Origin of the sequence: Paenibacillus sp. FSL L8-0638, assembly GCF_038593075.1 — a bacterium.
In the GTDB taxonomy this organism is placed as follows: domain Bacteria; phylum Bacillota; class Bacilli; order Paenibacillales; family Paenibacillaceae; genus Paenibacillus; species Paenibacillus polymyxa_D.
This window is the reverse complement of sequence record NZ_CP151960.1, coordinates 2,235,246-2,260,253: the sequence shown is the minus strand read 5'-3', so window position 1 is coordinate 2,260,253 and position 25,008 is coordinate 2,235,246. Positions and strand designations below refer to the sequence as shown.

Annotated in this window: 17 protein-coding genes, 3 pseudogenes and 2 CRISPR repeat arrays; of the genes and pseudogenes, 5 read left to right on the top strand and 15 right to left on the bottom strand. The window is 45.3% G+C overall.

All coding sequences use genetic code 11. The features are described 5' to 3' along the window. The first annotated feature begins 341 nt into the window (after positions 1-341). On the top strand, positions 342-1,316 hold the full coding sequence (locus MKY35_RS10370; RefSeq protein ID WP_029517069.1) for a stalk domain-containing protein: 975 nt from the start codon (positions 342-344) through the stop codon (positions 1,314-1,316). A 701-nt stretch (positions 1,317-2,017) separates the two neighbouring features. Here MKY35_RS10370 and MKY35_RS10365 read toward each other — a convergent pair. Continuing rightward, complete coding sequence (locus MKY35_RS10365; RefSeq protein WP_029517068.1) at positions 2,018-2,278, bottom strand: MerR family DNA-binding protein; 261 nt, start codon at positions 2,276-2,278, stop codon at positions 2,018-2,020. Between the two features lie 334 nt (positions 2,279-2,612). Between MKY35_RS10365 and MKY35_RS10360 the strand changes: the two genes are divergently transcribed. Then, positions 2,613-3,449, top strand: a complete 837-nt coding sequence (locus MKY35_RS10360; RefSeq protein ID WP_342446290.1) for a copper amine oxidase N-terminal domain-containing protein — start codon at positions 2,613-2,615, stop codon at positions 3,447-3,449. Positions 3,450-3,809: 360 nt separating this feature from the next. Next, positions 3,810-4,243: a CRISPR direct-repeat array (repeat unit 32 nt; unit sequence ATTTCAATCCACGCACTCATATAGAGTGCGAC). Positions 4,244-4,725: 482 nt separating this feature from the next. On the opposite strand, the gene MKY35_RS10355 is transcribed toward MKY35_RS10360, so the two are convergent. The 3 genes and pseudogenes from MKY35_RS10355 to MKY35_RS10345 all read right to left on the bottom strand — a co-directional run bounded on the left by MKY35_RS10355 (position 4,726) and on the right by MKY35_RS10345 (position 8,433). Further along, positions 4,726-5,910, bottom strand: coding sequence for an aminotransferase class I/II-fold pyridoxal phosphate-dependent enzyme (locus tag MKY35_RS10355; protein WP_342446289.1), 1,185 nt, complete (start codon positions 5,908-5,910; stop codon positions 4,726-4,728). Between the two features lies 1 nt (position 5,911). Then, entirely contained in the window at positions 5,912-6,841 is a 930-nt protein-coding gene (locus MKY35_RS10350) for a D-alanine--D-alanine ligase (RefSeq protein ID WP_342446636.1), read from the bottom strand. 108 nt (positions 6,842-6,949) lie between these two features. Next, positions 6,950-8,433: pseudogene (locus tag MKY35_RS10345) on the bottom strand (PLP-dependent aminotransferase family protein). A 212-nt stretch (positions 8,434-8,645) separates the two neighbouring features. Here MKY35_RS10345 and MKY35_RS10340 point away from each other — a divergent pair. Further along, the gene (locus MKY35_RS10340; RefSeq protein WP_342446288.1) at positions 8,646-8,798 is read left to right on the top strand and encodes a hypothetical protein; all 153 of its coding nucleotides are present in this window, start codon (positions 8,646-8,648) and stop codon (positions 8,796-8,798) included. A gap of 399 nt (positions 8,799-9,197) precedes the next feature. Here MKY35_RS10340 and MKY35_RS10335 read toward each other — a convergent pair whose 3' ends face one another. Beyond that, positions 9,198-10,007, bottom strand: coding sequence for a hypothetical protein (locus MKY35_RS10335; protein ID WP_342446287.1), 810 nt, complete (start codon positions 10,005-10,007; stop codon positions 9,198-9,200). Between the two features lie 284 nt (positions 10,008-10,291). Between MKY35_RS10335 and MKY35_RS10330 the strand changes: the two genes are divergently transcribed. Beyond that, positions 10,292-10,558, top strand: a complete 267-nt coding sequence (locus MKY35_RS10330; protein WP_342446635.1) for a hypothetical protein — start codon at positions 10,292-10,294, stop codon at positions 10,556-10,558. Between the two features lie 587 nt (positions 10,559-11,145). On the opposite strand, the gene cas2 (MKY35_RS10325) is transcribed toward MKY35_RS10330, so the two are convergent. The 7 genes and pseudogenes from cas2 (MKY35_RS10325) to MKY35_RS10295 form a co-directional block, all read right to left on the bottom strand. Beyond that, a complete protein-coding gene (gene cas2 / locus MKY35_RS10325; protein WP_023988276.1) occupies positions 11,146-11,436 on the bottom strand; it encodes a CRISPR-associated endonuclease Cas2 in 291 nt (96 codons plus the stop codon). A gap of 10 nt (positions 11,437-11,446) precedes the next feature. Continuing rightward, positions 11,447-11,692: pseudogene (locus MKY35_RS10320) on the bottom strand (subtype I-C CRISPR-associated endonuclease Cas1); the annotation flags it as partial. A 324-nt stretch (positions 11,693-12,016) separates the two neighbouring features. After that, positions 12,017-12,254: pseudogene (gene cas2 / locus MKY35_RS10315) on the bottom strand (CRISPR-associated endonuclease Cas2). Positions 12,255-12,846: 592 nt separating this feature from the next. After that, positions 12,847-17,277: a chromosome segregation ATPase gene (locus MKY35_RS10310; protein WP_342446286.1), complete on the bottom strand. Its 4,431-nt coding sequence runs from the start codon at positions 17,275-17,277 to the stop codon at positions 12,847-12,849. Then, entirely contained in the window at positions 17,255-18,019 is a 765-nt protein-coding gene (locus tag MKY35_RS10305; protein ID WP_342446285.1) for a DUF6063 family protein, read from the bottom strand. Before MKY35_RS10305 ends, MKY35_RS10310 begins: the two co-directional genes overlap by 23 nt. Then, on the bottom strand, positions 18,006-19,553 hold the full coding sequence (locus tag MKY35_RS10300) for a replicative DNA helicase (protein ID WP_342446284.1): 1,548 nt from the start codon (positions 19,551-19,553) through the stop codon (positions 18,006-18,008). Before MKY35_RS10300 ends, MKY35_RS10305 begins: the two co-directional genes overlap by 14 nt. Beyond that, positions 19,538-20,617, bottom strand: a complete 1,080-nt coding sequence (locus MKY35_RS10295) for a Wadjet anti-phage system protein JetD domain-containing protein (protein ID WP_342446283.1) — start codon at positions 20,615-20,617, stop codon at positions 19,538-19,540. The genes MKY35_RS10300 and MKY35_RS10295 overlap by 16 nt, the downstream gene beginning before the upstream one ends. Before the next feature lie 287 nt (positions 20,618-20,904). Continuing rightward, positions 20,905-21,272: a CRISPR direct-repeat array (repeat unit 32 nt; unit sequence GTCGCACTCTACATGAGTGCGTGGATTGAAAT). 104 nt (positions 21,273-21,376) lie between these two features. On the opposite strand from MKY35_RS10295, the gene cas6 reads away from it, so the two are divergent. After that, on the top strand, positions 21,377-22,258 hold the full coding sequence (cas6, locus tag MKY35_RS10290; protein ID WP_342446282.1) for a CRISPR system precrRNA processing endoribonuclease RAMP protein Cas6: 882 nt from the start codon (positions 21,377-21,379) through the stop codon (positions 22,256-22,258). A gap of 420 nt (positions 22,259-22,678) precedes the next feature. On the opposite strand, the gene cmr6 is transcribed toward cas6, so the two are convergent. Genes cmr6 through cmr4 form a run of 3 tightly spaced genes read right to left on the bottom strand, consistent with a single transcriptional unit; the run spans position 22,679 to position 25,003 of the window. Further along, a complete protein-coding gene (gene cmr6, locus MKY35_RS10285) occupies positions 22,679-23,578 on the bottom strand; it encodes a type III-B CRISPR module RAMP protein Cmr6 (protein ID WP_342446281.1) in 900 nt (299 codons plus the stop codon). Then, positions 23,575-24,024 carry a type III-B CRISPR module-associated protein Cmr5 gene (gene cmr5, locus MKY35_RS10280; RefSeq protein ID WP_342446280.1) on the bottom strand — a complete coding sequence of 150 codons (450 nt, stop codon included), beginning with the start codon at positions 24,022-24,024 and terminating at the stop codon, positions 23,575-23,577. The genes cmr6 and cmr5 overlap by 4 nt, the downstream gene beginning before the upstream one ends. Next, positions 24,017-25,003 carry a type III-B CRISPR module RAMP protein Cmr4 gene (gene cmr4 / locus MKY35_RS10275; protein ID WP_342446279.1) on the bottom strand — a complete coding sequence of 329 codons (987 nt, stop codon included), beginning with the start codon at positions 25,001-25,003 and terminating at the stop codon, positions 24,017-24,019. Before cmr4 ends, cmr5 begins: the two co-directional genes overlap by 8 nt. Between the last annotated feature and the right edge of the window lie 5 nt (positions 25,004-25,008).

Here is a 25,008-nt window from a genome sequence, read left to right as displayed (position 1 = left end):
AATCTGTTGGAGTGTAATGGACATGGCCGCAACCAATTTTAGAACTGAAAAATTACTAAAGGAGCTGGAGGCTCTTTTCCAAAATTGATTGAGTCACTTGCAGAGTAAATGGGATCAGAACACCAGACCACTTCAACCTTGAAGTGGTCTTTTTTGTATAGAGAAGAATCTTAAGCTCTACAGGAATGTTTAGCGCAACAAGGCAGCTGATCCATGAGTCTGTGGTCAGCCAATCTATGTATGGAAACTTTTTCAAGTTCACCCGCGTCTAACATACGAATAGAGATTGCTGGTATGCATTCGGAAAAAACGCTGCCGTCATGAGAACAGGAGTGGATACTATGAAAAAGCTTCTATGCACATTCGCCGTCATCGGTGCATTATCCGTCGGTACAACCGCGTTCGCCACCGTGGATATTGGCATTACGGTGAGGAGCAAGCCGATCGCGACCGACAGTCCGCCCATCTACGATCAGGGACGGGTGCTCGTGCCGATCCGAGCTGTCTCCGAAGCACTGGGCGCCGCCGTCGATTGGGATGCGAAAACGGACACCGTGGTCGTCCGAAAATGGTCGCAGACGATTAAGCTGACCGTCGGGAAGAAGACGGCCGCGACCGAGACGTTTGGGAATAACTCGTCCTCGTCGGGTCCGATTTCGCTCGACGTGCCAGCGAAGGCCGTCCATAATCGCGTCTATGTGCCTCTGCGCTTCGTCTCCGAGCAGTACGGCTACAAGGTGGAATGGAAAAACAACACTGTCGCCATCGAGTCGCCACTCTCCGATAAGCAGCGGGACGCGCTCTATACCGGCGATCTGGCCGCAAGCAGGAATCTGGTCATGGAAGCGATGTTCTCTGGAACCCATTACGAGCATACGCCACTGCGGACGCTCCACGAATCCGAGGACTACAGCACCGCCTTCCTCTTTCCCGAAGGAGAGGCACTCCGCTTCTTCACCATCGAGGGCAATGAGACGGCGACCTATTACGAATACAAGGACGATTTCCTTGTCGCGACATGGCAGGCCCATTTTGACGGAAGCATTGGAGATAGCTTTCAACTGCTACTGGAGGAAAAGCTGAAGGACCGTACGGGTCCGACGCCGAAAATCGACAAGCCGCTGGTATTCTATAGCAGAGGCATTGCCGGAGATTCCAGCACGGAGGAAAGCGGCCTGATCGGACTGGACGGGAAGGTCACCCGGATCGGCTTCGAGCATACAGTCGGCGGTTCCGTGACCGACTCGTCTGGAAAGCTAACCGTGACGCAGCCGGACGAGGTGCGCAAGGAGGTCGTTCCCATCCCGCAAAATTAACAGCCTCAACGGATGTTCAAGTCTATTGCTTCTATCAGGAGGCGCCAGTAGGCAAAAAGGGATGGGATAGGATTATAAGTTCTTGTCCTTTTCGGATACCGATACATGTCTTGGGAAAGAACATGTATCACGAAAAAAACAAAAATCCACGAAATCCGTGAACCCGATACGTAATATGTTCTTTTCCTCCGACACATCCGTCAGGAGCATCGGAGAATTAACTGAATAGACCAGTGAGTCTTGGCGTTTAACATGATTTTTTCGGATAAAAAATAAGTTGGGGCTACCGTGTGGCGCAGCCTCTTCGAAGTTGAACTAACGTTCTCTGTTAGCTTAGTCTTTTCTCAGGTTTCGAACAGGTTGTCCCCGTACTATGAATTTCTTAACATCTGTAGACTAGAATTGCTTAATAAAAGCGGGTATCATCTCATGAACGCGCACCGGATTTTGATGTTAGTCTTGTCTCTGCTCAATGCTCAAAAGATCGTATAATAGACTTGACATAGGAACGGGCGAGTCCACTTGTCATCGAGATGTGAACAACGCCTGTTCCAAGCTTCTCTAATAAGCCTTCGTTCATGACGACGCTTTCGACAGATGCATCATCCCATAAAATGGTTGCAACAATTCACCCGCTCATTACTGTCTCAACCGGCCGGGACGCCAGCTGTGCGCCCTGAGCAACTAGGAAAAAATTAATGCTACTCTCTTTCCTCGAACCAGCGCTCGAAGCGTTCGATATTGGCCTGTAAATCAGCGCGGAATTGCGGTAACCCACCGATCTTCTGATCAGCCTCTGCGAGATGCTGCCGCAGGATAGAGAGGACTTTCTGCTTAGGTTGTACTCCACTAGGGTCAATGAAATAGAGATCAATAACGTCCCTTATTTCTTCCAGGCTGGCGGTTGATGTTGGTTTGCAGCATAGTACAGAATATAATGACTGGGCTCCTTTCATGCTCATTGAAAGTGTAAAAGAGCCTTATACTTTTAAGCCACGCTTTGAGCCTGATCAAGAAGTACAAATGAAATTTTATGTCCCTTCTGACTACAAGATCGACAAGACTATAACGATGGTTCTTACATCAGAAGAGTTCGTTGAGCTACATCCTATATTGGTAAAGATTCTGAAGATCATAACCCTTGGCGAAACAGTCAAACCTATGATTATTGTTCTATGCCACGGAGTAAAGTTGAAGTGGATTACGTGCATGGAGGAGAGGAAATAGACAGTATATTTTTAGATTGAAATTCCGTGAGGGGCTGTGGTAGCCTCTCTCTTTTAAGGAGGATATTTTATGGGAAAGATGTTGTTAAGAGTCATTCTTATAGGCGCATTGTTTCTTTGCTTTTCTCAACCCTATACAGGAAAAATGTCAGCTCAGAGTATAGCTCCAAGTTCTCCATTTTTGAAGATTAACAATTACTATGTCTTGTTCACAGCTCCTAAGGCACCTTATATTGATCAGAACAATCGCTATATGGTACCTTTGAGATCCATAAATGATTTGTTGGGAGGACAGACTACGTTTAACCCAACTTCTAATACGGCTACAATTAAGTTTGGAACACACAAGGTTGAGTTTAAAATGAACTCCACCGAGATTATTACCGACTCGAACACATCCATAATGGATACCGTTCCTGTGCTTTATAAAAATGCGATGTTTGTCCCTTTGGGGGTTCTTACTAAGTACTTAGACATACACCAGGAATGGGATCAGCAAAATAAACTGTATTCTCTCTCTGGGAAAGAATTAATGAAGACACCTATGATGGAGAATGTAGAAGATTTGGATCATTTTAGAGAACAAGTGGATAATGAAAATGCATTCCAGTTGTTATCGTACAAATTGACCATGGGAGAAAAAATACATCTGGCCATTACAGTTAAGAATATGACAGGGAAAAAGATTAATGAGGGCATTGAAGATTTAAATGTTACTTTTATTTTTTCTGACAATAGCACGGCCCGGGAAAATAGAAATCGTAAAAGACCCAGTATAGATAAGGATGAAATTGTAACTCGCGAAGATGACATAGATTCTGTGAAAACAATAGAGAATAATAAAATTATCAAACATGAGCTGTCGTATATTCTCTTTAAGGGCAGAACGCTAAAGACTCACAAGTAAAAAAGTACTTTTACTTGTAGAGTGAAATGGGTAAATAGTAGATTTGTGAATTTCAAATTCCTTACGTTCATAAAAATACCCCAACCTACTCCATTGTCAATTAAGGACAAACTTGATAAACAGTGATTACTTCCTCCGTTCCCAACGGCGTTTTTACTTGACTGATTATTTATGTATTAGAAAGTTTATCAAGAGTATGTCTATATTTTCGACTGCCTTCTTTATTCTGGGGTGTTATCATGACGATCATCATTTTTATTCATATAATCCTCCTCGTGCAAATCTTCGTTTATAAAATAAAAATGCTGACTGTACTGAACCACGACTTGTTCTAAACCAAACCTTTTACCAGCCAACAAATTCGCAATCCACGCACTCATGTAGAGTGCGACGATCATATTCTCGGACCGATCCTGAACTACCGAATATTTCAATCCACGCACTCATATAGAGTGCGACTTAAGAGTAAAATCGCGTTCGTGTTCGATGACGTTAAATTTCAATCCACGCACTCATATAGAGTGCGACTGATTTGCCGACGATGGCAGCCAGTTCGCCAGTCTATTTCAATCCACGCACTCATATAGAGTGCGACCTCCACGGAGAACTCGGTCGTCGTTGTCGTTGTATATTTCAATCCACGCACTCATATAGAGTGCGACCGCAATTGGATTAAGCTTGCGCGCATATTTATAGATTTCAATCCACGCACTCATATAGAGTGCGACACTGCCATCACCAGATTTTCATGTAACTAAGAGAATTTCAATCCACGCACTCATATAGAGTGCGACAGCGAAAATGGGTCAAATGCCCCCTATTTAAATAACATTCTAGCGTTATTTTGGCAAAAACGCATCTAATATTACCTCATCCTCTTGCGATCGTTTAAAACTTGTTCACATTCGATATAATTCGACAAAATCTGAGGTGCGAATCTCTCGGAGAATTCATGTGAGCTTCACATTCGCACCTGAACAGACTCGCTTTTTGGCTTAGCAACAAATACCTGCCTGGACTTATTTCACCTCTGCCAGTTCTGCCACCTGTGAAGGAGGAAGCGCACATTCGAATATATTTAATTCATCGATAGCGCATTTAAAAGCAGGGTTCCACCCGTTAACACCCAAGCTGAACGTTCTGGCTTTGGGTAAATACATCCGAAAATATCCACTACATTGATCAGAAAATACCTTTATGTTTCGAAAATCATAAAGGTATTTGTAAAATATTTTATGAAAACATTCGGCAAAAGTTGAGTTATTAACCCTGTTCATCATACCGGCTGCATTACCCGCATAAACCTTCCCATCCGTCCCAGCGCCTTCTCCAAATCGACGAGCGAGGCTGCATATGAGCAGCGAATAAAGCCCTCTCCGCCTGATCCGAATACATGTCCCGGTACGACCGCCACCTTCGCTTCCTTCAGCATACGAAGTGCAAACTGCTCAGATGACATGCCAGTAGAAGTAATTGAAGGGAAGGCATAAAAAGCCCCCTCAGGCTCATGACAAGCAAGCCCGATTGCATTCAAGCCGGCCACAAACAGCTTGCGGCGGTCATTGTAGCTCGCCATCATCTCATCCTTGGCAACCAAGCCATGGCGCAATGATTCCAGCGCGGCAATCTGTGCAATGGTGGGTGCACACATGGCTGTGTACTGGTGGATTTTCAGCATGCCGGCAATCAGCTCATGCGGTCCGCACGCATAGCCTACCCGCCAGCCTGTCATCGCAAATGCTTTGGAAAAACCACTGATGACAATCGTACGCTCCTTCATGCCCGGTAAAGAGGCGATACTGACATGCTTTCTCCCGTAAGTCAGTTCGGCATACACTTCATCCGAAATGACGACCAGATTATGCTTGATAATGAGCTCTGTAATCGGTAGCCAATCCTGCTTCGTCATAACTGTTCCAGTCGGATTACAGGGATAATTGATCATTAAAACCTTTGAATGAGGTGTAATTGCCGCTTGCAGCGCTTGCGGGGTCAGCTTGAATTGCTCCTCTGCCGTAGCCGCCACCTCTACAATTTTACCGCCATACAGATGGGTAATGGGTTCATAGGCAATATAGCTTGGTTCCGGAATCAGCACCTCGTCACCCGGATCGATCACTGCTCGTAGCGCCAGGTCGACGGCTTCACTGCTCCCCACCGTCACGATCATTTCGTGCTTAGGATCATAGGAAAGCGCGAAGCTGCCGGAAAAATAAGCAGATATCTCCTCCCGAAGCTCCATCAAGCCAGCATTCGAAGTATATTTCGTCTGCCCTTCACGCAATGCCTGAATGCAAGCTTCACGTACCTTTTCTGGTGTAACGAAATCAGGCTCTCCGACCCCAAGGGCGATTGTATCTCCTCCTGCTGCATTCAGATCAAAAAAAGCGCGAATTCCCGATGGCCGAATATCCCGTACACGCGAGGATACAAACCGCCCTGTCCCCTTTTCACTAAACATATTACGCCATCCCCCATTCCTTTTTCCGCTCATGGAGCGAGCTGGCAATAATATGGTCCAGCAGCTGTGTAAAAGTTATACCCGCAGCTGCCGCACTTTTCGGAAGCAGGCTGTTGGCGGTCATTCCCGGTAATGTGTTCACTTCCAGCACGTAAGGCCTATCCTGACACAAAATCATATCAACCCTTGCATAGACCTTGCATTGCAGCAGTCGGTAGCTGGCCAGTGCCGCCTCGCGCACACGCTGCTCAATAGCGGGAGGAAGATCGATCACCTCCTCCTTAGCGCCACCGACCTCATATTTAGCTTTGTAGTCGAACCACTTCGAACGAGCGGAGCTAATACCAATAATCGGCAATACCTCGCCATCTACGATGGAGCAGGTAATCTCCGTCCCTTCATAATAGGGCTCAATTAAGATCGCTTGATCCAAGCTGCAAGCCCCCTGAACAGCCGGCAGCAGTTCCTTCTCATTTTGTACAAGCTGGATGCCGATGCTGGATCCCCCCGTACTCGGCTTAACAATAACCGGGTAGCCCAAATGCTCCACCACCTGCGGATCATAATCGTCCATCCCCTGCCAGTAAAGGCCTGCAGGCGTATGCACACCCGCTGCCTTCAACAGCATCTTGGATAACTGCTTATTCATGCATAAGCTGCTTGCCAGGACACCGCTGCCTGTGTAGGGAATGCCCAGCGTCTCCAGCGCTCCCTGCACTGTGCCGTCCTCGCCATACTGACCATGCAGTGCCAACAGCGCGATATCAATGCCTGCCTGCTGGACCTGCGCGATTAAATCCGCTCGCTGCTCGATCACCATTGGAACCACTTCATAACGGCTGCGATCCAAATGATTGATCATCTCTTGACCTGTCTGCAAAGAAATCTCACGCTCAGAGGAAATACCACCCATAATAACGCCAATTTTCATCATGACACCTCATTTTTCTCAAAATCTTTATGTGGTTACGGATTGTTTTTTTGATCGCTGGTGCTTCTCCAGAACAATATTCCGTCTCTATAGCTCTTTTCTTAATCCTTATGCCTTAAGAAATTTACGCGTCTGTTTGCCGATTATTTGAATACCCCGTTCGATATTTTCATCCGTTACTCGTGAAAACCCAAGCCGCAATGTATTCGTCCCTTCGCCTTCTTGAATAAAAAACCTGTCTCCCGGTGTAAAAATGACGCCCTGTTCTGTGCAAGCTTCTAGCAGCTGGCGTGTATTTACGCCTGTCGGGAAGGTAAGGAACAAATGCAAGCCCCCGTCGCCAGACACCTGCGCCTCAGGAAGATGTGCTTCACAGCATGCCTTTGTCAGCTCATATTTGCGCTTATACTCTGTACGTGCTTTTTTTACATGTTTATCGAAATTTCCGTTAAGCATATATTGGTATAAAATCGATTGATCGATTGTTGAGGTATGAATGGTGCGCGCACGCTTAATGCTTTCCAGAGTGTCAATCAGTGCTCGGTCTCCAAGCACCCAGCCTACTCGCAAGCCAGGGAACAGCACCTTGGAGAAGCTGCCAATATAGATTACTCCGTTCCCTTGCCCTGCTGTCGCTATTAAGGGCGCAACATGCGCTCCCGAGTAGCGCAGCTCCTCATTGAATCCATCCTCGATCACCGGAATCTGATGGCGCGCCATTAATTTCATAACAGCGCTGCGCTTTGCCGGCGACATGACGATGCCTGTCGATTGTGATAGGAAGGAGTCAAATAGGCCAAATCGAAGCTATTGGTCTGCAGTACCTCCTCTAGCCGCTCCACATCAATACCGTCACACTCCATCGGAATGCCGGTAATCTCAAATCCTTGCAACTTCAAATTTTTGATCGCTGTGTGATGGGTCGGATTTTCACAAATTGCCGCTCCGCGGCGTGCAGAAGGGCGTAAAGCCGCCAGAACAATGTCAAAGCCTTCTGTAAACCCGCCTGTAATCAGCATATCCTTGCCAATTATATCGACGCCCTTGTTCTCCATATAATGCATCAGGTAATCAATCAGCGGCTTGTAGCCCTTGGCATAGCCGTAGTTGAGCAGCACCTGCCCTTCGATTGCCATCCGATCCATAAAAGCTCGCTTTACATCCCCCAGATCAAACAGCTGCTCATCCGGAGCGATGCTTGTGAACGAGATGGTTCCCTTTTGGGCACGAATGCCCTGCTTCATCATATCCAGATCAACAGCCGATACAGCATACTCGTTCATTCTTGCCTTCCAGTCGATCTCCCAGGTGGCAGAGCCGTCAGATCCTCCGTTATCTACGGCCGACTGGTCCAACATGGCGGCCACATAACTACCCTTTCCGGGAATCGCATACGTAAACCCGTCATCCTCCAAGCCTTCATAGGCTGCAATGACTGTATTGCGGCTCACCTTAAGCAGAACGCTCATTTCTCGTGTGGAAGGCAGCTTCTGATCCGCCTGAAGCGCCCCTTTTATAATTAAACGATTGACGTATTCTTTTACTTGTATCGAGACCGGGCGGTCACTGACGAGCTTGAAATCCTGGAACATCCTTCATCGCCTCCCCCTATAATGATGACATACAAGACGAGTGAAAAAAAAGAACCACCGCACTGGATTTTTCATCCTTCGGTGGTTCTTCCGCATTTTATCCCCGGTACGCCCTCATATTCTTGCCTCATTCCCCTGCATTCCTTGGCCGGGCCCGCGGGGGTCAGTAGTTTCAAACCTTCACCAAATTATAACACGGTGAGGGGATTACATTGGGGAAAAAAAGAAAAAACAACTTACAATTAACTTTCAATATTCTGCTGGTCGACGAAAAAGCCACCCGCCTTGCGGTGGAGGAATATTTGGAGACAGTTCGGCAGTATCGTCAGATCGGTTCTGTTCGTCGGGAAGCAGCAACCACTTAGGCGTATTCATATAGAGAACATCAATCTACAAATGCGATCAGCAAGCAGACGGAGGAAATCGCCACATACAACGTGGACAAGGAGGCAGAACTGGAGGCAAAGTATATGAGGTGGGGTATGTAGAGAGGTTATATAGCCGAATTTATTGGTGTACGACTACTTATCTTTTTTGGTTTTCAGAATTGTGAAGAAGGATTCCGATTATGAGGACCAGTAAAATATAGGTAGTCTCATCACCTTTAATTATATGAATATTGAACAGAGATAGAATGAAAACTACGAGATAAAACACTACGAGGCTGACAAGCATATATAGATAGACCATTTTTATTACCTCCAACTTATTTAAAGGTACCGGGCAAAGATTATCCCGGTACCTTTATTTTTTTGTGAATTATTTTAGTAAGTAAAATTGAATCTGTCTTGGTACTCTTGTTGTCCTGCTCCAGAGAAGTCTATGCTGAAATAGTTAAGTATCGCCAATGCCACACCAGGAATAGTCTTGTGAGCATAAGCAATCTCCACTGCGCCTGTTTGGCCAGTAAGTGATTTAGGAGCTCTTACTTCTTGTCTGGCAAATCCATCTTGCGGATCTGGATATCCTAAAACATCTACCTCGAAGGCGTCACCCTCAATTTGTTGTTTCTGTAGTTTGTTTTCATATTGATAAAGGTGCGACCCGCTTCTCAAGTTATGGACACTATATGGATGACGAAAAGGAGTGACTTTACTTTGCCAAGCCATTGCCAATGTATCAGTGTAATAAGCCAAAGGACCTCTTTCCCAGTTATAAGAAGCATAAACATGGTAGGCATTTTCTTTACTGTTCGGAGATTCGAGTTTAAATGCATATCCGTACATTTTGAAGATTCCATCTTTTACATCTTGAGTAGAAATTTTATCAGATGGTGCGACTGTTTTGCCATTTTCATCTTTAATAACAACTTCAGGGTCTAACTCTTCAATTTTTATCTTAGTGCCACCGTTACTCGCAATGTCCTTTTTTAATTCCAATGGAGTGAAACCTAATTCTTCGTCAGTAAAGCCCATTTGTTTTAAATAACCGTCAATTTCCGATTCGCTTTTTGTACTAGCATCTTTAAAGGGTTCTAAGCCGTGTGAGTCTGACTCTGCTGGATTTGCGGATACAGGGATGGAAAATACCAATAAAAAAATGAGTGTCAGCAAGGTTGCAGACAGCTTTTTCATTCATTCATCCTCCAGATTACATAAAATTGGTAGCCGGCCAGCTGAATACAATACTATCATACATGAATGACAAATATAACCTATTTTCGCAGGAAAGTTTTTCTGTGGCCTATAATTGTCCTAAATTTGGTCCTTGAAGTGGCCCACCACTGGACTTTTCATATGGTAAATTTGTATCATTGAAAATCAAATAAGGAACACATCGCAGCTTTTCAGCCTCGGTGAATCAGGTCGGCCAATGTGTCGGCCTTTTTGATTTCTCAAAAAAATCATTTCAGGAGGACATGATTGTGTCTACTACACAACCACGTTTCGCATTTTTAAGTAAGGATGGCATCCTGCGCTTGCATGATAAGGAGCACGCCGCACAACATGGCAAACACGTGCAAACATCTTTAACTAATGATGGGATCGGCTACCCGGTCGTTGAGGGCCAAGGCGATGTATATTATTCCCACGAGGATAAAGCCTACATCAAGGGCAACAAAGGTGACGGCCAACTCATCCCAACACCGCCAGTGCTCAAACAGATCGCAGCAGAGCTCCTGTAATTCAGCAATATCCAGAGGCACTTCCCGAGTTATTCCGGGGCTTTATGGCACGTGCAGACGGCAAGGAACCAGTCAATCAACGGAAACAATAACAGCCTGGTCAGAACCCTTGCGCGGTTCAATTCCGCAACGTGTCTTCTATTCATTTCGATGTGAGCGGTACTTGTGAAATTTCAATCCACGCAGCCACATGGAGTGCGACCCCAGGATAAGCACTGGCAGCAGGCACGAGAAGGAATTTCAATCCACGCACTCCATACAGAGTGCGACGGGGATTCGTACCATGCCAAGCAGCAAAATACATCGTATTTCAATCCACGCACTCCATACAGAGTGCGACGTTCCCATCGCTGAAACCCCAGCAGAGCAAGAAATTTCAATCCACGCACTCCATACAGAGTGCGACAGCGAAAATGCAGTAATTCATACCCTAATGATATCAATTCCACACATTGTCGCAAAAACTGATGCCAAAAAGGCTTGTGTCAACTATTGACTTTTTCTCATAGATAGCATTCTTAATGCTTTTCGACAAATTTCGAGGTGCGAAGGACCCGGGGTTTTTATGTGAGCTTCACATTCGCACCTTACAAAATTAGTGGGCTTTCCATATCGTAAGCTTCCTTTGCACCTATATGCTCTACTTTCTTCTTGTAGTTATCTCCTAAGTTGTAGAAGCGCAAGCTGTCTTCTTTTGGGTCTATTAATTCTTCGAGTTCATACTTTAAGCTGCGGAACTGGGTCGAGTCCAAAATACATTCAAACACAGAATTTTGCACCCTTTGTCCGTGATCTACGCACTTTTTCGCAACCTTTGCCAGTCTTTTTCTACCTTCTCTGTCTACTGTGCTTACATCATACGTGATCAAAATGAGCAAGTGTTCACACCTACTTCCACAAAAATGGAGGGTACTCGTCCAAATCTCCCCGAATATATCTAGCCAAGAGCAAAGCCTGTGAATAGGGCACCAGTCCCCAAAACATTTTCTCATTCAAATAAGGATGAATCATTTTTTCCTGTTTCCGTTCTTGCCATGCCTTCAATACGATTTTTCTCGTATCATCGTCCATCATCACAGCCCTGTTTTCTTTTTTGTAAAATCCTTTCCCATGAATCTTTTTTTGTTAATTAATGTAATTAAGACCTTCGAATTTCCATCCACGCACTCATATAGAGTGCGACACACGTCTACTTAGTAGTGAACGAGGTTCTAGTATTTCAATCCACACACTCGTATAGAGTGTGACAACGAAAAATACGTAAATAAGTTCCTTTATAACTTCATTTCAATGTATATCCGTACCCACAAAATTATTATAGCCTAAATCCCGAATGTCGCGTTCACATTTCTTTCACATTCGACATGTTTTCGACAAATTTCGAAGTGCGAATTCCCCAGGAAATCATGTGAGCTTGGCATTCGTCGCACCTCATGGCTTAGACCCCTCATCTATACACTACAGAACCAACGACCTTTTCATATCATAAGCCGTTTTGGCTCCGGTATGCTCTACTTTATTTTTGTAATTGTTTCCGAGATTGTAGAAACGCAGACCATCGGTCTGTTTATCAAACAGGCCGAGTTGCGTCCAGTACACATTCAAATACGGAATTCTGAAATCTTCGTCCATGATCTACACATTTCTTGGCTACTCTGGACAGCCTTCTATTTGTATTTATTTTTAATTGACTCAGAAATAACTATGGATTCACAATTTCCAAGAAACATGAGGTAACCGATAAGTACCTACTATTGTTTTCCTAATGTGGTTGCGGTGATCAATAGAAAGTTGCTCCTATCCACTTCTGACCGAGTCAAAAACAAGCCTTTTTCATATCATCCATACACTCACACGGAGAGTGACTTACAAAATGCAAACAAGGCTATTCAGCAAGAGATGAAATTTCAATCCACGCACTCATGTAGAGTGCGACTACATTTATGTACGGCGTGTCACGATTGGTTGGATGTTTCAATCCACGCACTCATGTAGAGTGCGACAGCGAAAATGGTTTAAAATGGTGTATTTCTTTACTATTTTAGCTCACATCAGTGAAAATAACATTAACAAAGTTGAAAGTCATATCTTTTGTTCACTTTTTGTTCACATTCGACATGATTTCGACAAAATCTGAGGTGCGAATCCCCCGGGAAAAACATGTGCGCTTGGCATTCGCACCTCAGATTAGCGTTATTGAGTTTTAAGAACGATCGCAAGAATCCTCGGAAGCCACAGCGGCTTCCATCTCAAGTAGCAACCTCGTATTTTGCTTTTAATCCAGATTTTTAATCGAAAAATTCTAATTGCTTCACTTCACCCAGATAGGCTATCGAATCAGGTTCATGATCCCGGAAATAGGCTTGATTCATTTCTTGCTGCGGATCAATGATCTGCTTGCCAGATTCGCCAGCGGCTCCCCGCAATCGACAGCTGTACATAATGGGGAAGTAGTTCTGCAAGAACTTGCCTTCTGCATGAGCGGTGAGGGCAATAATCTGAAAGCCGAGCTGCTCTGCAATGTAGAACACGGGGCTTAGAACATGGTCACTGGATGCCTTCCCAAATGGATTATCCAGAATGACAACCCGGTGTCGCTTCATCTGTCCTTGAATATGCTGTTTTCTCTCTGCTACATAGTTCAGCAAGCCAAGAAAAAGAGTCATATTCTTGCTCCATCGTTCCCCGCCTGACCAGGCATTGGAGGTCTCCCACGAATATTTGGCACTGCTCACCTGCTGATCGTTGGTTACCTTGCGGCAACTAATGTGGATAGTCTCATGCTTCAGCACTTTTTGCAGGAGCTGTCTGGAATCCAACCATTTCTCCAAATCCTTACGTACACGTCCTGCTGAATTGTCATGCTGCTCCGATTGATACTTGCTTCCATCCAGTTGTTCAACGATCCATTCAATATAGGCATGAATTCGCTGTCTCCCCTCAGCTTCCTCCCAGTCTGGAACTTTGAAAATATAGATTTCCTTCACTCCACTTGCTGTTCTCACACGGGTCTTCTTGGGCAGATCCCGCAGCTCCTGTGCGATCTGTCTCAGATGCATGTGGATATGCGTAATATATTGCTGTAGCTTCTGGTCTTCTGTCTGTAAATGTAGCTCAGCTATTTGATTCGTTCGGACAATGCTCTGTCGCAATAGCGATTCAAAATCCAACAATTCTTCAAGCGTATCACTCTTATTATGAATCCCGTTCTTCGCCATTTCACGCTGCTTCGGATCGAGAACATGCCGATCACAGAATCGAAGAAAATCCTGCTTGTGATCTTCGACCTTTCGTTTCTCCTGACCTAGCCGCTTTTCACGATGCTCCAGTTCCTTTATGACACGTCCACTATGCTGTTCAGCGTGATATAACCAGTCGGCTTGCTGCTCCTGAGTAAGCTCTCTTTCAGCCAACGGAGTCTCGTCCAGTCGATACAGCTTAATGACCTGATTCCATTCATGCAGAACCTGCTCGAATTTCCGTCGTTGCTTCGCCTTCGCCTGAATGATTTTCTCTAGTTCCCGGAATTGTGTCTGCCATTGTTGATATTCTTGCTTCAATCGGTCTTGTACCTGCGTGAGTGGCTCATCGAAGGACACAGGCTGCTCGTTCGAATAGCGTTGTGCATAGTGGTTCATCAGTTGGCGGATTACACCTTTCTGCTCGGTATACTCCTGCTCTCTGCGTCCCCGTTCCGTCGCCAACTTGGCAAGATCCTCTTTAAGTTGTTCATATTTCTGCCAAATCTCTTCTAGCCTGAACTCCACATGAGGTGGCAGCTCGATATCCAATGCGATATGAGGATGCTCCTTGCGTAAGGAGGACATGTCCTGCACGGCACGTTCCTGTTCCTGGAGCAACTGCCCTCGTTTGCCTTCCAGATCAGTACGAGTGGCCAGTAGCTGATGACGTCTCATTTTCAAGTCCTCATGCTCCGCTCTTAACCTTTGAAATGCATAAGAATGCTCCAGCGGAATATAGCCCTTAACCGCCTTATAGAGTTCGTCCGCTTGCAGATAGCGAAGCTGAGCCTGTAATTCTACAATCTGTTTCTCAATTTCCATGTGCTGATTGTCCAGCTCAACTCCCTGCTGCTGTAGCCTTTCAACGGACTTCCTCTTCTGTGTAAGTTGTCCTCGGGTGGAGATGAGCTCCTGCTCACCCTGTTCATACTTTTGCATGATGCCCAGCCATTCCTGACCTTGGCTCATACGGCGCTCCAGCTCCTGCACTTGCTGCTCGTCCAATCTGTTCTGTTGCTGTAACTCATCCTTCCGCTGATCCAGTTGCTTCATGTCCTTATCCCAGTCAACTAGGCGATTCTGCCAAGTATGCCAACGATCTGACAACTCCTCCACGCTGCGCTGGGACTCATGGATATGCTCAATCCTGTATTGGACAAAAAAACGTTCAACCTGCCTCAGCACATCACGCCAATGCTCTAGCTCACTTTCCTTCTGTCTCCGTTCACGTGCGGCTTGATCTGCACGATCTTTGGCTTGCTTCTTCCACTGGTTAAAATCTTGAGCACCCTGCACGCTCCCCCACAACCCCGGTTGTATCCAAGTGTCTCTCCCGGCACCAGACGATTGTTCCTCCTGCATTTCAATGGACTTCACATCGTCGGTGGACAGGACTCGAATCGGATACTGTAGCTTGCTTGCGGATTGGCTTAACCTTTTGTGCAGCTTCTCCTTCTCATGGGATGTGGTAATTAATGTAACGGCCCATAACGGCTGTGCATCCGCATGCTCACGTTGCTGTACATACTGGGTACCTAATTGAAGCATGGAGAACTCATTGCTCCACTCATATAGAATCTCTGCCACATAAGGATCTGCGAAAAATATTTCCTGTTCTGCATAATCATCGACATGGCGAAAGGTTAGCCGTTCTTGATATAAAAGATGTTGCTTCTCTATCTCTTGCTGTTCAATCCCTCGCCGCAGTCGATTATGGATGGAATCACTCTGTGTATGCAGTGAAGATAACCGTCCCCAAGCCGGATGTACCGTGGACAGCACCTGAGCCATTTGCTCATGCTCCCGATCATAATTACGGAGTTGCGCCTGAAGACTACCTAACTCTTCCCTTACAACAGATAGTTGATCTCTCGTATCCCTTTGCAGACCTTGCAGCCGTTCCTTCTTCAGCTCCATCTCGTGGAAGGTCTGTACAGAGGCTACAATTGCAGCTTGCAATCTGCTGTATTCTTCCTGCCAGCGAGGCATTTCCTGTTCCACCGTTTGCGTCTGGACGTTGCTCAGGATCTTCTTAGCAATCTCTTGCCCCCTAACCTTATGTCCATTCTGCTGGGTAACCAGTCTGCTCTCCTCAAGCATCAATCGCTCCCGCTCCTGATTCTCAGCACGTTCACTTCGTGCCCAATCTGCCCGTTGCAGTTCTATTTGCTTGGCTTGTGCTTCTATCTCTCTGATGATGCCAGACTGTCTGTGCTCCTCTTGTACATAATAAGCTCGCAGATGCCTGCCGTTACGCTCCCACTGGGCTTGAAGCTCCTGCTCATCAACCGACTGCTCCAATTGCTCGAGCTGACGATTCACATACTCAAGCCTTCCTGTGGTTGACTGCTCTCTTTCCCGATGCTCTGCATACTTAATGGAGTAATATTGTCTTTCCTCTGCATCCGTACACTCCTGCTGAGCTTCATATTCATCTTGCACCTCAAAATAGACCGTCTCCAGCGCAGCTTGTGCTTCCTCGGCTTGAGCGATTTTCAAGGAATCTGCCCGCTTATTCCATAATTCCTCTCGCTCTCTCAGCACTGCCTGCTGCTCATCCATACGCTGTAGCTCTGTACTCGTCTGTGCATGTAGTCTCTGTAGATATTTCCAGGCCGTGCTTGCTTCCTGTCGTAACACAAGATATTGCTTCTGCTGCTGATCGTAATGCTGGTAGCCCTCCACATAGGTTTGGAGTCGGAGCAAGACCTGTCGGTTGGTGTCAATCTTCTCCTTCAGCTCCTTGTACTGCTTGAAGCTGTCCCGTCTGGCTTGAAATAGCTCAATAAAGGTTCCCTTCTCATACCCCTCCATCGACTGCTCAATCGTAGGAATCAAGAGACGATCCACCAGTTGGGATGTGGTTTTGCAATCATCGAAAAAGTCTTCAATTCCACCTTCGTTGGAGTTAATCTTGACAATGGCATCCCATTCTGTGGCGATAATATGGAACTGTTCCTCCAGATAGGCCCTATACTCGCGAATCACATCGAACAGTTTCGAGGTTAAGGAGAATTTCTGTTGCATGGACAGATAATAATCATGTATCTCGCCTCGATCACTGACCCGTTCACGCTTGCCTTGTCTTTGGGTAAAAGGAAGCTGCTGAATTCCGTGCTCGTCCCCCTCCCCGTACTCATGCACATAACGATAGGAATTCAGACCGTTATGATCCATAAATAAACTTACACAGGTAACAGCGTATCGGCGTTTGGGCTTCTCTGCCAGCAACCATTCTATGGCAATGTGTGCAGGGCCATTTTCCAGTGCAAGACTCTCCCTCACCCTACGCCCAGCAAGATCCGTATGCGGTATCACCGCCTGAAGAGCTGTCTGGATAAAAACGGTTTTACCTCCTCCATTTTCGAGGACCAAGGCACTATTATGACCATCCAGATAAAAGATCGAATCAGTATAGCGTTTGGCCCCGGACTCGTAGACCACATTCGTGAACCTAATCTTGGAGATCGCTGGCATGAGTTTTCTCCTCCTCATCCTCAGGCAATTTGAAGGCATATAAGAACTCCAAAATTCCCCGGTTATACTCTGCTTCCATAAAGTAACGCTGCACAATAATCTTCGTCTTCTCTGTAATATCAAGCTCATCCGGCCCTACCTGACTCACAAGCCGCTGGTCTAACAAGAAACGTCTGACTGTGTCCAGGAAGCTGATCCGACTAATCGTCTGCCCACTCTGGCGTTTGGCATTCTCCTTGATATCGTCCATCGCATTCCAACGTTCCACTATCTCGCTCCAGCGGTAGGAGAACTCCTTGCTCAAGCGCTCCAACTGCTCATTCCCATGCTCCTGTAGCACACCCACTCGCTCCTGCACCTGTAGTAACCAGTCATTCATGGTCAGGAAGTTCCGAGTCGGCTCTGTCGTCTGATAGCTGTCATAGAAAGCACCGATGAGGATCATTACCGCCAGATACATCAGGTAAAGATCAGCATTTACAGCGCTGCCCCGCAGATAGGTCTTCTTGAGCGTGTCATTGCTCATGTGAAAGGGCGACAACCTAGCCAGTGGGATCAGATACAACTGTCCCCCGGCAGTAAGCGCAGCGCATTCCACCTCAGCGGCAAATTGATCCACCAGTCCACGCACCTTATCATCTGTCTCATAGAGCTGGAGACTGTCCGCATCGGCTTCGCCCGTTTGAGCCAGCAAGGTATAGATTCGGAACGCCTGAATAACCTCTTCTTCAAAATATTGCATCGTTAACCCCCACCAATTCAATCATCATGTCCTGAATTGCATAACGTTCGTTGACTCGCAGTCGTTCTGGCGCCTCGAATATGTTAAGTACATAGCCATAAAGCACTTCGGTCATGACCTCATACAATCCCAGACTGTTCTCTTCTGTCTCCTGTTGCTCACGTGCTTGCGCCGAAATGGGGCTACGCTGGTGAAGTATCATCCAGTAATCATAGAAATCCCTTCTTGCCAGTAAATCTCCCTGCCCGCAGGTCTGGAGATAGGAGATGAAGTCACGTAAACGAAATGTACGGCGATCTTCTCCCACTGCGAATTCTATGACCAGGGTTAGCAATTGCTTCATTCCTTGTTTGCGTCGTTGCCGATATGGATCATCTTCTCTGGCATCTATTTCCAGGAAACCTTCCGTCTGTCCGGAATCGCCTTCCTTATTCGTCATCTGCTGTTTATCGAATACCGTTAGAAGTGACCATAGTTCAATACGTTCTACCTTGAGGAAAGGAGAGATTACACCTCGCAAGGCCTCCTGAGAAAGAGGTGTCCCTACAATCAGGGCAGCAATATCCTGCTCGAAGTTAAATGAACTCATGCCTGTATAATACAAGGACTCCTTGGCGGCACGCAGAGCCTGCGATTCCAGCTCTATACTCTGCTGGAGCAGCTTGGTATGCTCGCTGTGAACCTTTTCCAACTGAACCGCAATGCGGATAATGAATTCATAAGGGCGCTTGTACCTCGCTTGCTCCCGATCGGCATAGATTCGGTCACGAGTCTCACGCACAAATTCACGCAATTCACCGAATTCCTCATTCTCACGCTTCAAGCGCAGATGAATATCTTCAAGCAATGAGCGATAACGCTGAAACGTCTCCTCCGATACAATATTGCGCTTCACCTCATACTCTACCCGACGAATGCGCTCCTGTAGCGTCTCTACATCCACATGCATCTCATCAATCTGTCGCAGTGCGCCCTGGAATTCTCCTTTTTCCAACTGCTTACGCAGCAGTAGCTGATGAATTGATAGTTGGAATTCCAGATAAAACTCCTTGGTCGCAAATACCAGCTCCAGTCCATCCTCATCAAGCGTATAATACTGAGCCTGAGTCTGGGCATCGTAATTGTCAGTACGTAAGATGGAGGTTTCCAAGAACTCATCTTGACCCGAGCCCAGATTGTAGAACGGCATCTCTCGCTTGCGCCCGTTGGCTGGACGGAACACATGTAGAATTTTGCGACCCAGATCATCCACTTCGGTCTGCTCCAGCACATAATGTCGTGCCACCGTTTCTGATAAAAACTGTATGTAATCCTTCGTACTCGTCTTGCGACTGCGTAGCAGCTTTTTCTCGAAGAAAAAGAGTAGCGTCAGCAGACCCAGCTCCATCATCGCAATCTGCTTACCATTCCGGTCTACCTTGCGCTGTCGCCTCAGCTCAAATAAAGGATCGAAGAGCGCAATTTTGCTCATTCGTCCGGCAAATCCACTCGTTATTTCGTCTACATCCACAGTACCTGTTACAGAACGTTCCATACATCTGCTCTCCCTATCGCAAGAAGTTGTTCCCGGTTCAATACCTCCTGAGGAATATAATAACCCTCCCGTAGCATGTTCTCCAGATTAACGCTCGTCTGCTCCGGCAGATGGTTCCGAAAAGCAGCCAGTGCAGCCTCACTACGCGCCTGATTCAGCTTCCCAGGCACGCCCTTCTGCTCCAGACAAGCTATATAAAAAGGTACCGCCAGCTTCACCGGGTGCCGGGTCTGCAGGTTATGCCAGATTCGTATGCCTTCCCAGTCGATATCTCCAAAATAATAAAACGTATGCTCCACATCAGGCAACGGGTACTGTAGATGGAACATCTCCAGATTACCAACAATCTTGCGTCCACACCCATAAATTAAGGTAGCAAAAGGTAGCTCGTTCAGTCCCGTTAATAGCCCTTGAAAAGTCGTCTTGTTCTCTACGATCAGGTGGGATTGACAGGAGCGGTGGGGCGAAGAACCTGGAAAAACCTGGGCATGTAAACCAAAGGAGCGGGATGGGTTCACTGCCAGCATCAGCGGATCACTCACGGGGATAACCATCAACTTGTCCCACAATCCAAGCCGTTCGAGTAACCTTCTACCACCACCTTCGGTGATCCATTTCTCATCCCCTGTTAGCTGGAAACTGCGTTCGGGGGCTGGAGCTTCACTTTGTGGCAGACCAAATTGCTTCAGGAATTGGTCAATCATCTCAAGATACGGCAGGTCCCTACTCCATTCTGCTTCACTCACTCCGTAATACCAATCCAGATTCATGCTCCGATGGAACTGTGCTGTCCTCGGTTGGATGATCTTCAGATGCTCCTGCTTCATCCATTGCCTGCGTATTTTATATTGATAAGCGAGTGCCGGATTCTTGCCGTTTCTGCCATGTGACTTCACCATGTTCAGGATTTGTTGTTGCTCTAGCCGCAAAACCGCATCGGCAAAGGAAAGATAGTCCACAGATTGTCCACGTAACCAGACCTCCAGTTGCTCCAGATGAATTGTCACTTTTTTGTACTGCTGAATATGCTCCCGTAATAACTTGCTAATCTCTTCCGGTCCCATAGGCCCTCCTTGCTTGGGAATACAACTGTCATAGACTAATTCAGGAATATTATATCATTAGAGTGAAGGGATGTATTACGGTAGATAAAATATTGCCCACACTCAGGTGCGAACCCCAAGCTCCCATGAAATCCCCGGGGGATTCGCACCTCAGATTTTGTCGAATCCATGTCGAATATGAATGAATTGTGAACGAATCACAAAGAATTATTCTTTTTACCTTTTGATTTATTATGAAGTACGTTAAAATAGGAACTGGAAATAACTTGTTTGCGTTGTTTTTCGCTGTCGCACTCTACATGAGTGCGTGGATTGGAATCCCTACTACGGCAATGTAACGACTGTTACGGGTCAGGTCGCACTCTACATGAGTGCGTGGATTGAAATAAACATGAGAGTGACCTCTTCAATACCGGAAAATCGTCGCACTCTACATGAGTGCGTGGATTGAAATCTCTCCTTGCCCTTTAGGGGCTGTGATTTTATTCGGGTCGCACTCTACATGAGTGCGTGGATTGAAATAAAAGCCAACAAAAGCCCTCCTTTCTATGCAGCAAGTCGCACTCTACATGAGTGCGTGGATTGAAATCCGTTAACCTCTCGCATCAAATCTCGCCTATTCCGTCGCACTCTACACGAGTGCGTGGATTCAAATGATGGACTAGCTCAATAATTTTGAACGCCATCTTGAATCAGGTGTATAAGAGTATTGTATAAGTTCAGCCACACCTTGTTTAACTAACTTGATTGGAGTATTACATGAATAGACAAACACCTATTTTTTCGTTGGAATACCTCCCATTACTCATTCGACTTACATGTAAGGAAACGACACGTTTACCTGCATTTCTCGGCTCAACGCTTCATGGTGTGACCGGATGGGCGCTGCTTCAGCATTCAGAATCATATGCGTACTTATTCGAGAATCGCCGATTAGGTGGAGCTAATCAGGACATCGTTAACCCTTATATAATTGAGCCACCCAGGCCAAAGTCTGTTTATTACGCAGGGGACCAGTTGTGCTTCAAATTAATCTTGCTAGGAGACTCGATTCGTTATGCCCAGCATATAGTGACTTCGTTAGCTCAAGTACAAAGATTTGGAATTGGAGCGGAACGAAAAATTTTTGAGTTGGAAGACATTTTGCATGGTAATCAGCATGGATTGATTTGGCAATCAGGACAATTAAATATGAACGTAGCTACACTGGAAAACATTTCCGTTCATGCCCTGCAAGATCATGCCTCCTGGTGCTCCGTCCATATGCTGACCCCGGTGCGAATTCGGCGAGGTGGGGCGCTGGTGCAGGAGATTGATTTTCCCACCATCATTCGGAGTATTACAAGGCGTATTTCGACGTTGACGGAGCGGTATGGAGGCTACATGAACTCGGAAATATCCACGAAGACTTGTGAGCTTGCAACCCATGTTCGCAATATGTCTACTTCGTTGTATTTGAACCAAATGCATCGGTACTCGAATCGAAAAAGAGAATCCATTGATTGGAGTGGCATGCTGGGGGCACTAACATTTGAAGGGGATCTTTCTCCCTTTACACCTTGGCTGAATGCTGCTCGTATATTACATATCGGCAGGAACTCTACTCTTGGCTGCGGACAAGTTGACGTGGTCTATACTTGAATAGGACTTTGATCTGAGTGATGAATATATTGACTAATGCGAAGCCTGAATATCTCGCTGGATGAGGGTCAGTCTAATTGACACGCTAATATTTTTTGGACATGTTGAATGCCAGTAAGAGACTAGGGATTGGATAGAAGAACTTCTACGTGATCTGTAAGTTTGTTTGGTAGTCCTTGTTATTTAGCTTTTGTAAATAAGCCCAACCTGCGATTTAACATTGCAAGTTGGGCTTATTGGACTCTTTCTTAGCTCAGGAGAACAAAGCTTATTCTCCATTTTTTTGAGATAATTCATTGAGCAAAATACATTTGGGATATTGTTTTTTTAAAACTTAAGTTCAATATCATCGAAAGAAGATGTTAGCTACTCAATTTGATAGATCAATAATTCTTCTGGTGACATTGCCGCAACCATTTCCTATATTTTCTTTTTTTCATCCTCTTCCATCTTTATTTGTTGTTGAGTGAAGGCATCGTACACTTCCTCTATATTTGAGAAATGTCCGTATCCTGATGAAGTCTTTCCACCTACCCCTAGCTCTTGAAAAGCTAATGCAACCCATCTGGATATCAGAGTCATAACCTCGACTTCGTTCAAATTTATTACAGATAACCATTCAGCAAGCTTACACTTATCAACGGTTAACGTGAGGTTTGCTGATGAAATTTTCACAGCATAAAATGTATTCGGTATTGGAAACAGCGTATCTTCTGGTTCTTGTTTACTAGAATAATAATTTGAGAAATGAGGGTTCAGAATATCTACTGTAATCTCTAATCCCTCATACATTAAAATATCGTAAAATTGAATGATTCCTTCTGATTCATTAGTTCCAAATAAGGACCGACCAATTACTGCTTTATTGTCATCCATTGCTTTTAGATTTTCCGCTTTCCCTTCCAGTACGGCATCAATAAACCACCGACGTACAATCCCCTTGACGCTTGATGCTGGGACAAATGGGATTCCATACACTGGATGGATTGTGAGACTATTTTCCGTTACATGGGATGCACCTAATCCATGAACTATTAAAGAGTCACCACTCAGCTTAAATACTTTTACAAGACATTGAGCTTCCATAGACTGTAATGCACGGAATCTTCGTTGATACGCTTTTTTACCTGCCTCAATTACAAAACTTAAAAATTCATTTCTAATTTTTTTCTTTTCTTTGCCAAAACCTTGCTTTTCTTTTCCATATAAGGCATTTTGATTATAGTGAATTAGATACCACAGATGGTCTGGTTTTAAATTTTTGTTTTCAAAAATTTTTGATGTATCCGCAGGATGATAAATGACTAACGGATTGCTCATGAATTACCTCTCTCCTTCTTACTACCTTCAGTTGCTTCATCCTCCCATTCAGCATGCTTCCCCGTTGCAAATTTCCGCATCCAATTCAGCAGAGCCAATACTTCTACAGTAACTCTCCGATATTCTTCACTATTCAATTCTACAATTGCTTCTACAAGTTCTTTGTTAGTATCCAACATATTCACTGGGTTGCCCTGTAGCCATTTACCAATAGATTGATAGATTAATTCGTACTCATTCCCTTTATTCTTCTTGGAGTAGTAGAACGCTATCGCTTGCCCCAATCCATTGACCTGAATCATGCTGGGCAATCGCTTGAGATAGGAGGAATACAGCTTCACCTTATCCTTGTCATTCAAGGCAGTAGTAGAATGTTTAACTTCTTGGAATGCAAAACTTGCACGACCGCCTTCAATTTGTTGCATGGATACCTGTGTATTACTCATGTGAATTCCCACCCTTAATCCAAATATTACGCATAATCCCCCTGCCAATGGTATTGGAACCCCCTAATTGAAAAACAGTAGGGAAGTGCTCATTCACATAATTCTGAACATCTTGAGCAGACTTAAGCTCGCTTCTGTTCATATCATTATTCCCATCTCTGGATGCTTTACTAGACTTCTGAGGAGCACGTACCTGCCCAATTAATATTGCACTATAAAAAATAGTTTCAGGAGGAACGTTCTCCTCATACCATAATCCACCATCTACTTGTCCATTATCCTCAACACGAATTCTAGCATTTACTTCAGTTGATAGCTTAACGAAATTAGCAAACTCATCATCTGATAAAATAACAAGCCGCTCTGTAATCCCGATTGGAGTTTCATTTTCCAATACCCAATCTTCCAATTTCCGGGCCAATTGCTCTGCTTTGTCGGATTGTCTTACTTTAAATGTATATTCCTCAAGGACAATTAACTTCTCTTCGTCCCCATTTTTCTCTTTATGATGAGCGACAAGTGCAGAGCCAGATACTGTACCGGGCTCTCCTACTTCAAGTAGCAGATGACCTAATTTATCAGCACTTATAGGGTTCAGAAGCGTCATTTCTCGGTTAAAACGCTGCAATACATGAGGACAAGTAATCCAGGCAAACGTCCCTTTCAAAGATTTAACTGGGAAAAGGAGAATACGAGCATCCAAAAAAGAAAGCGCACTGGCCACAGATTCATTACTATCCGTATCTTTGGGAGCCGAACCAAATACGACTGAAAAATCAGCATGAGCTACAGGATCGTTGCCCACACTAGATGCTATATTTTGACGAAGAGAGCCTTTTAAGCTCGAACTTTCAACTTTGGGATAAGCAGTATGTTTTTCCCTTTGAATGGGAAGGTCAACATTGCCAATTTCACTCCCGCTGCCTGCATGCACCGAAGTAATGGCGTGTAATAAAAACGGCTTGTTAATAGTAAACAAATGAG

Excerpts from the sequence above, each read along its gene's own strand:
- MKY35_RS10370 (WP_029517069.1), top strand. The coding sequence starts at position 342 with ATGAAAAAGCTTCTATGCACATTCGCCGTCATCGGTGCATTATCCGTC.
- MKY35_RS10365 (WP_029517068.1), bottom strand. The coding sequence starts at position 2,278 with ATGAGCATGAAAGGAGCCCAGTCATTATATTCTGTACTATGCTGCAAA.
- MKY35_RS10360 (WP_342446290.1), top strand. The coding sequence starts at position 2,613 with ATGGGAAAGATGTTGTTAAGAGTCATTCTTATAGGCGCATTGTTTCTT.
- MKY35_RS10355 (WP_342446289.1), bottom strand. The coding sequence starts at position 5,910 with ATGTTTAGTGAAAAGGGGACAGGGCGGTTTGTATCCTCGCGTGTACGG.
- MKY35_RS10350 (WP_342446636.1), bottom strand. The coding sequence starts at position 6,841 with ATGAAAATTGGCGTTATTATGGGTGGTATTTCCTCTGAGCGTGAGATT.
- MKY35_RS10335 (WP_342446287.1), bottom strand. The coding sequence starts at position 10,007 with ATGAAAAAGCTGTCTGCAACCTTGCTGACACTCATTTTTTTATTGGTA.
- MKY35_RS10330 (WP_342446635.1), top strand. The coding sequence starts at position 10,292 with ATGATTGTGTCTACTACACAACCACGTTTCGCATTTTTAAGTAAGGAT.
- MKY35_RS10310 (WP_342446286.1), bottom strand. The coding sequence starts at position 17,277 with ATGCCAGCGATCTCCAAGATTAGGTTCACGAATGTGGTCTACGAGTCC.
- MKY35_RS10305 (WP_342446285.1), bottom strand. The coding sequence starts at position 18,019 with ATGCAATATTTTGAAGAAGAGGTTATTCAGGCGTTCCGAATCTATACC.
- MKY35_RS10300 (WP_342446284.1), bottom strand. The coding sequence starts at position 19,553 with ATGGAACGTTCTGTAACAGGTACTGTGGATGTAGACGAAATAACGAGT.
- MKY35_RS10295 (WP_342446283.1), bottom strand. The coding sequence starts at position 20,617 with ATGGGACCGGAAGAGATTAGCAAGTTATTACGGGAGCATATTCAGCAG.
- cas6 (WP_342446282.1), top strand. The coding sequence starts at position 21,377 with ATGAATAGACAAACACCTATTTTTTCGTTGGAATACCTCCCATTACTC.
- cmr6 (WP_342446281.1), bottom strand. The coding sequence starts at position 23,578 with ATGAGCAATCCGTTAGTCATTTATCATCCTGCGGATACATCAAAAATT.
- cmr5 (WP_342446280.1), bottom strand. The coding sequence starts at position 24,024 with ATGAGTAATACACAGGTATCCATGCAACAAATTGAAGGCGGTCGTGCA.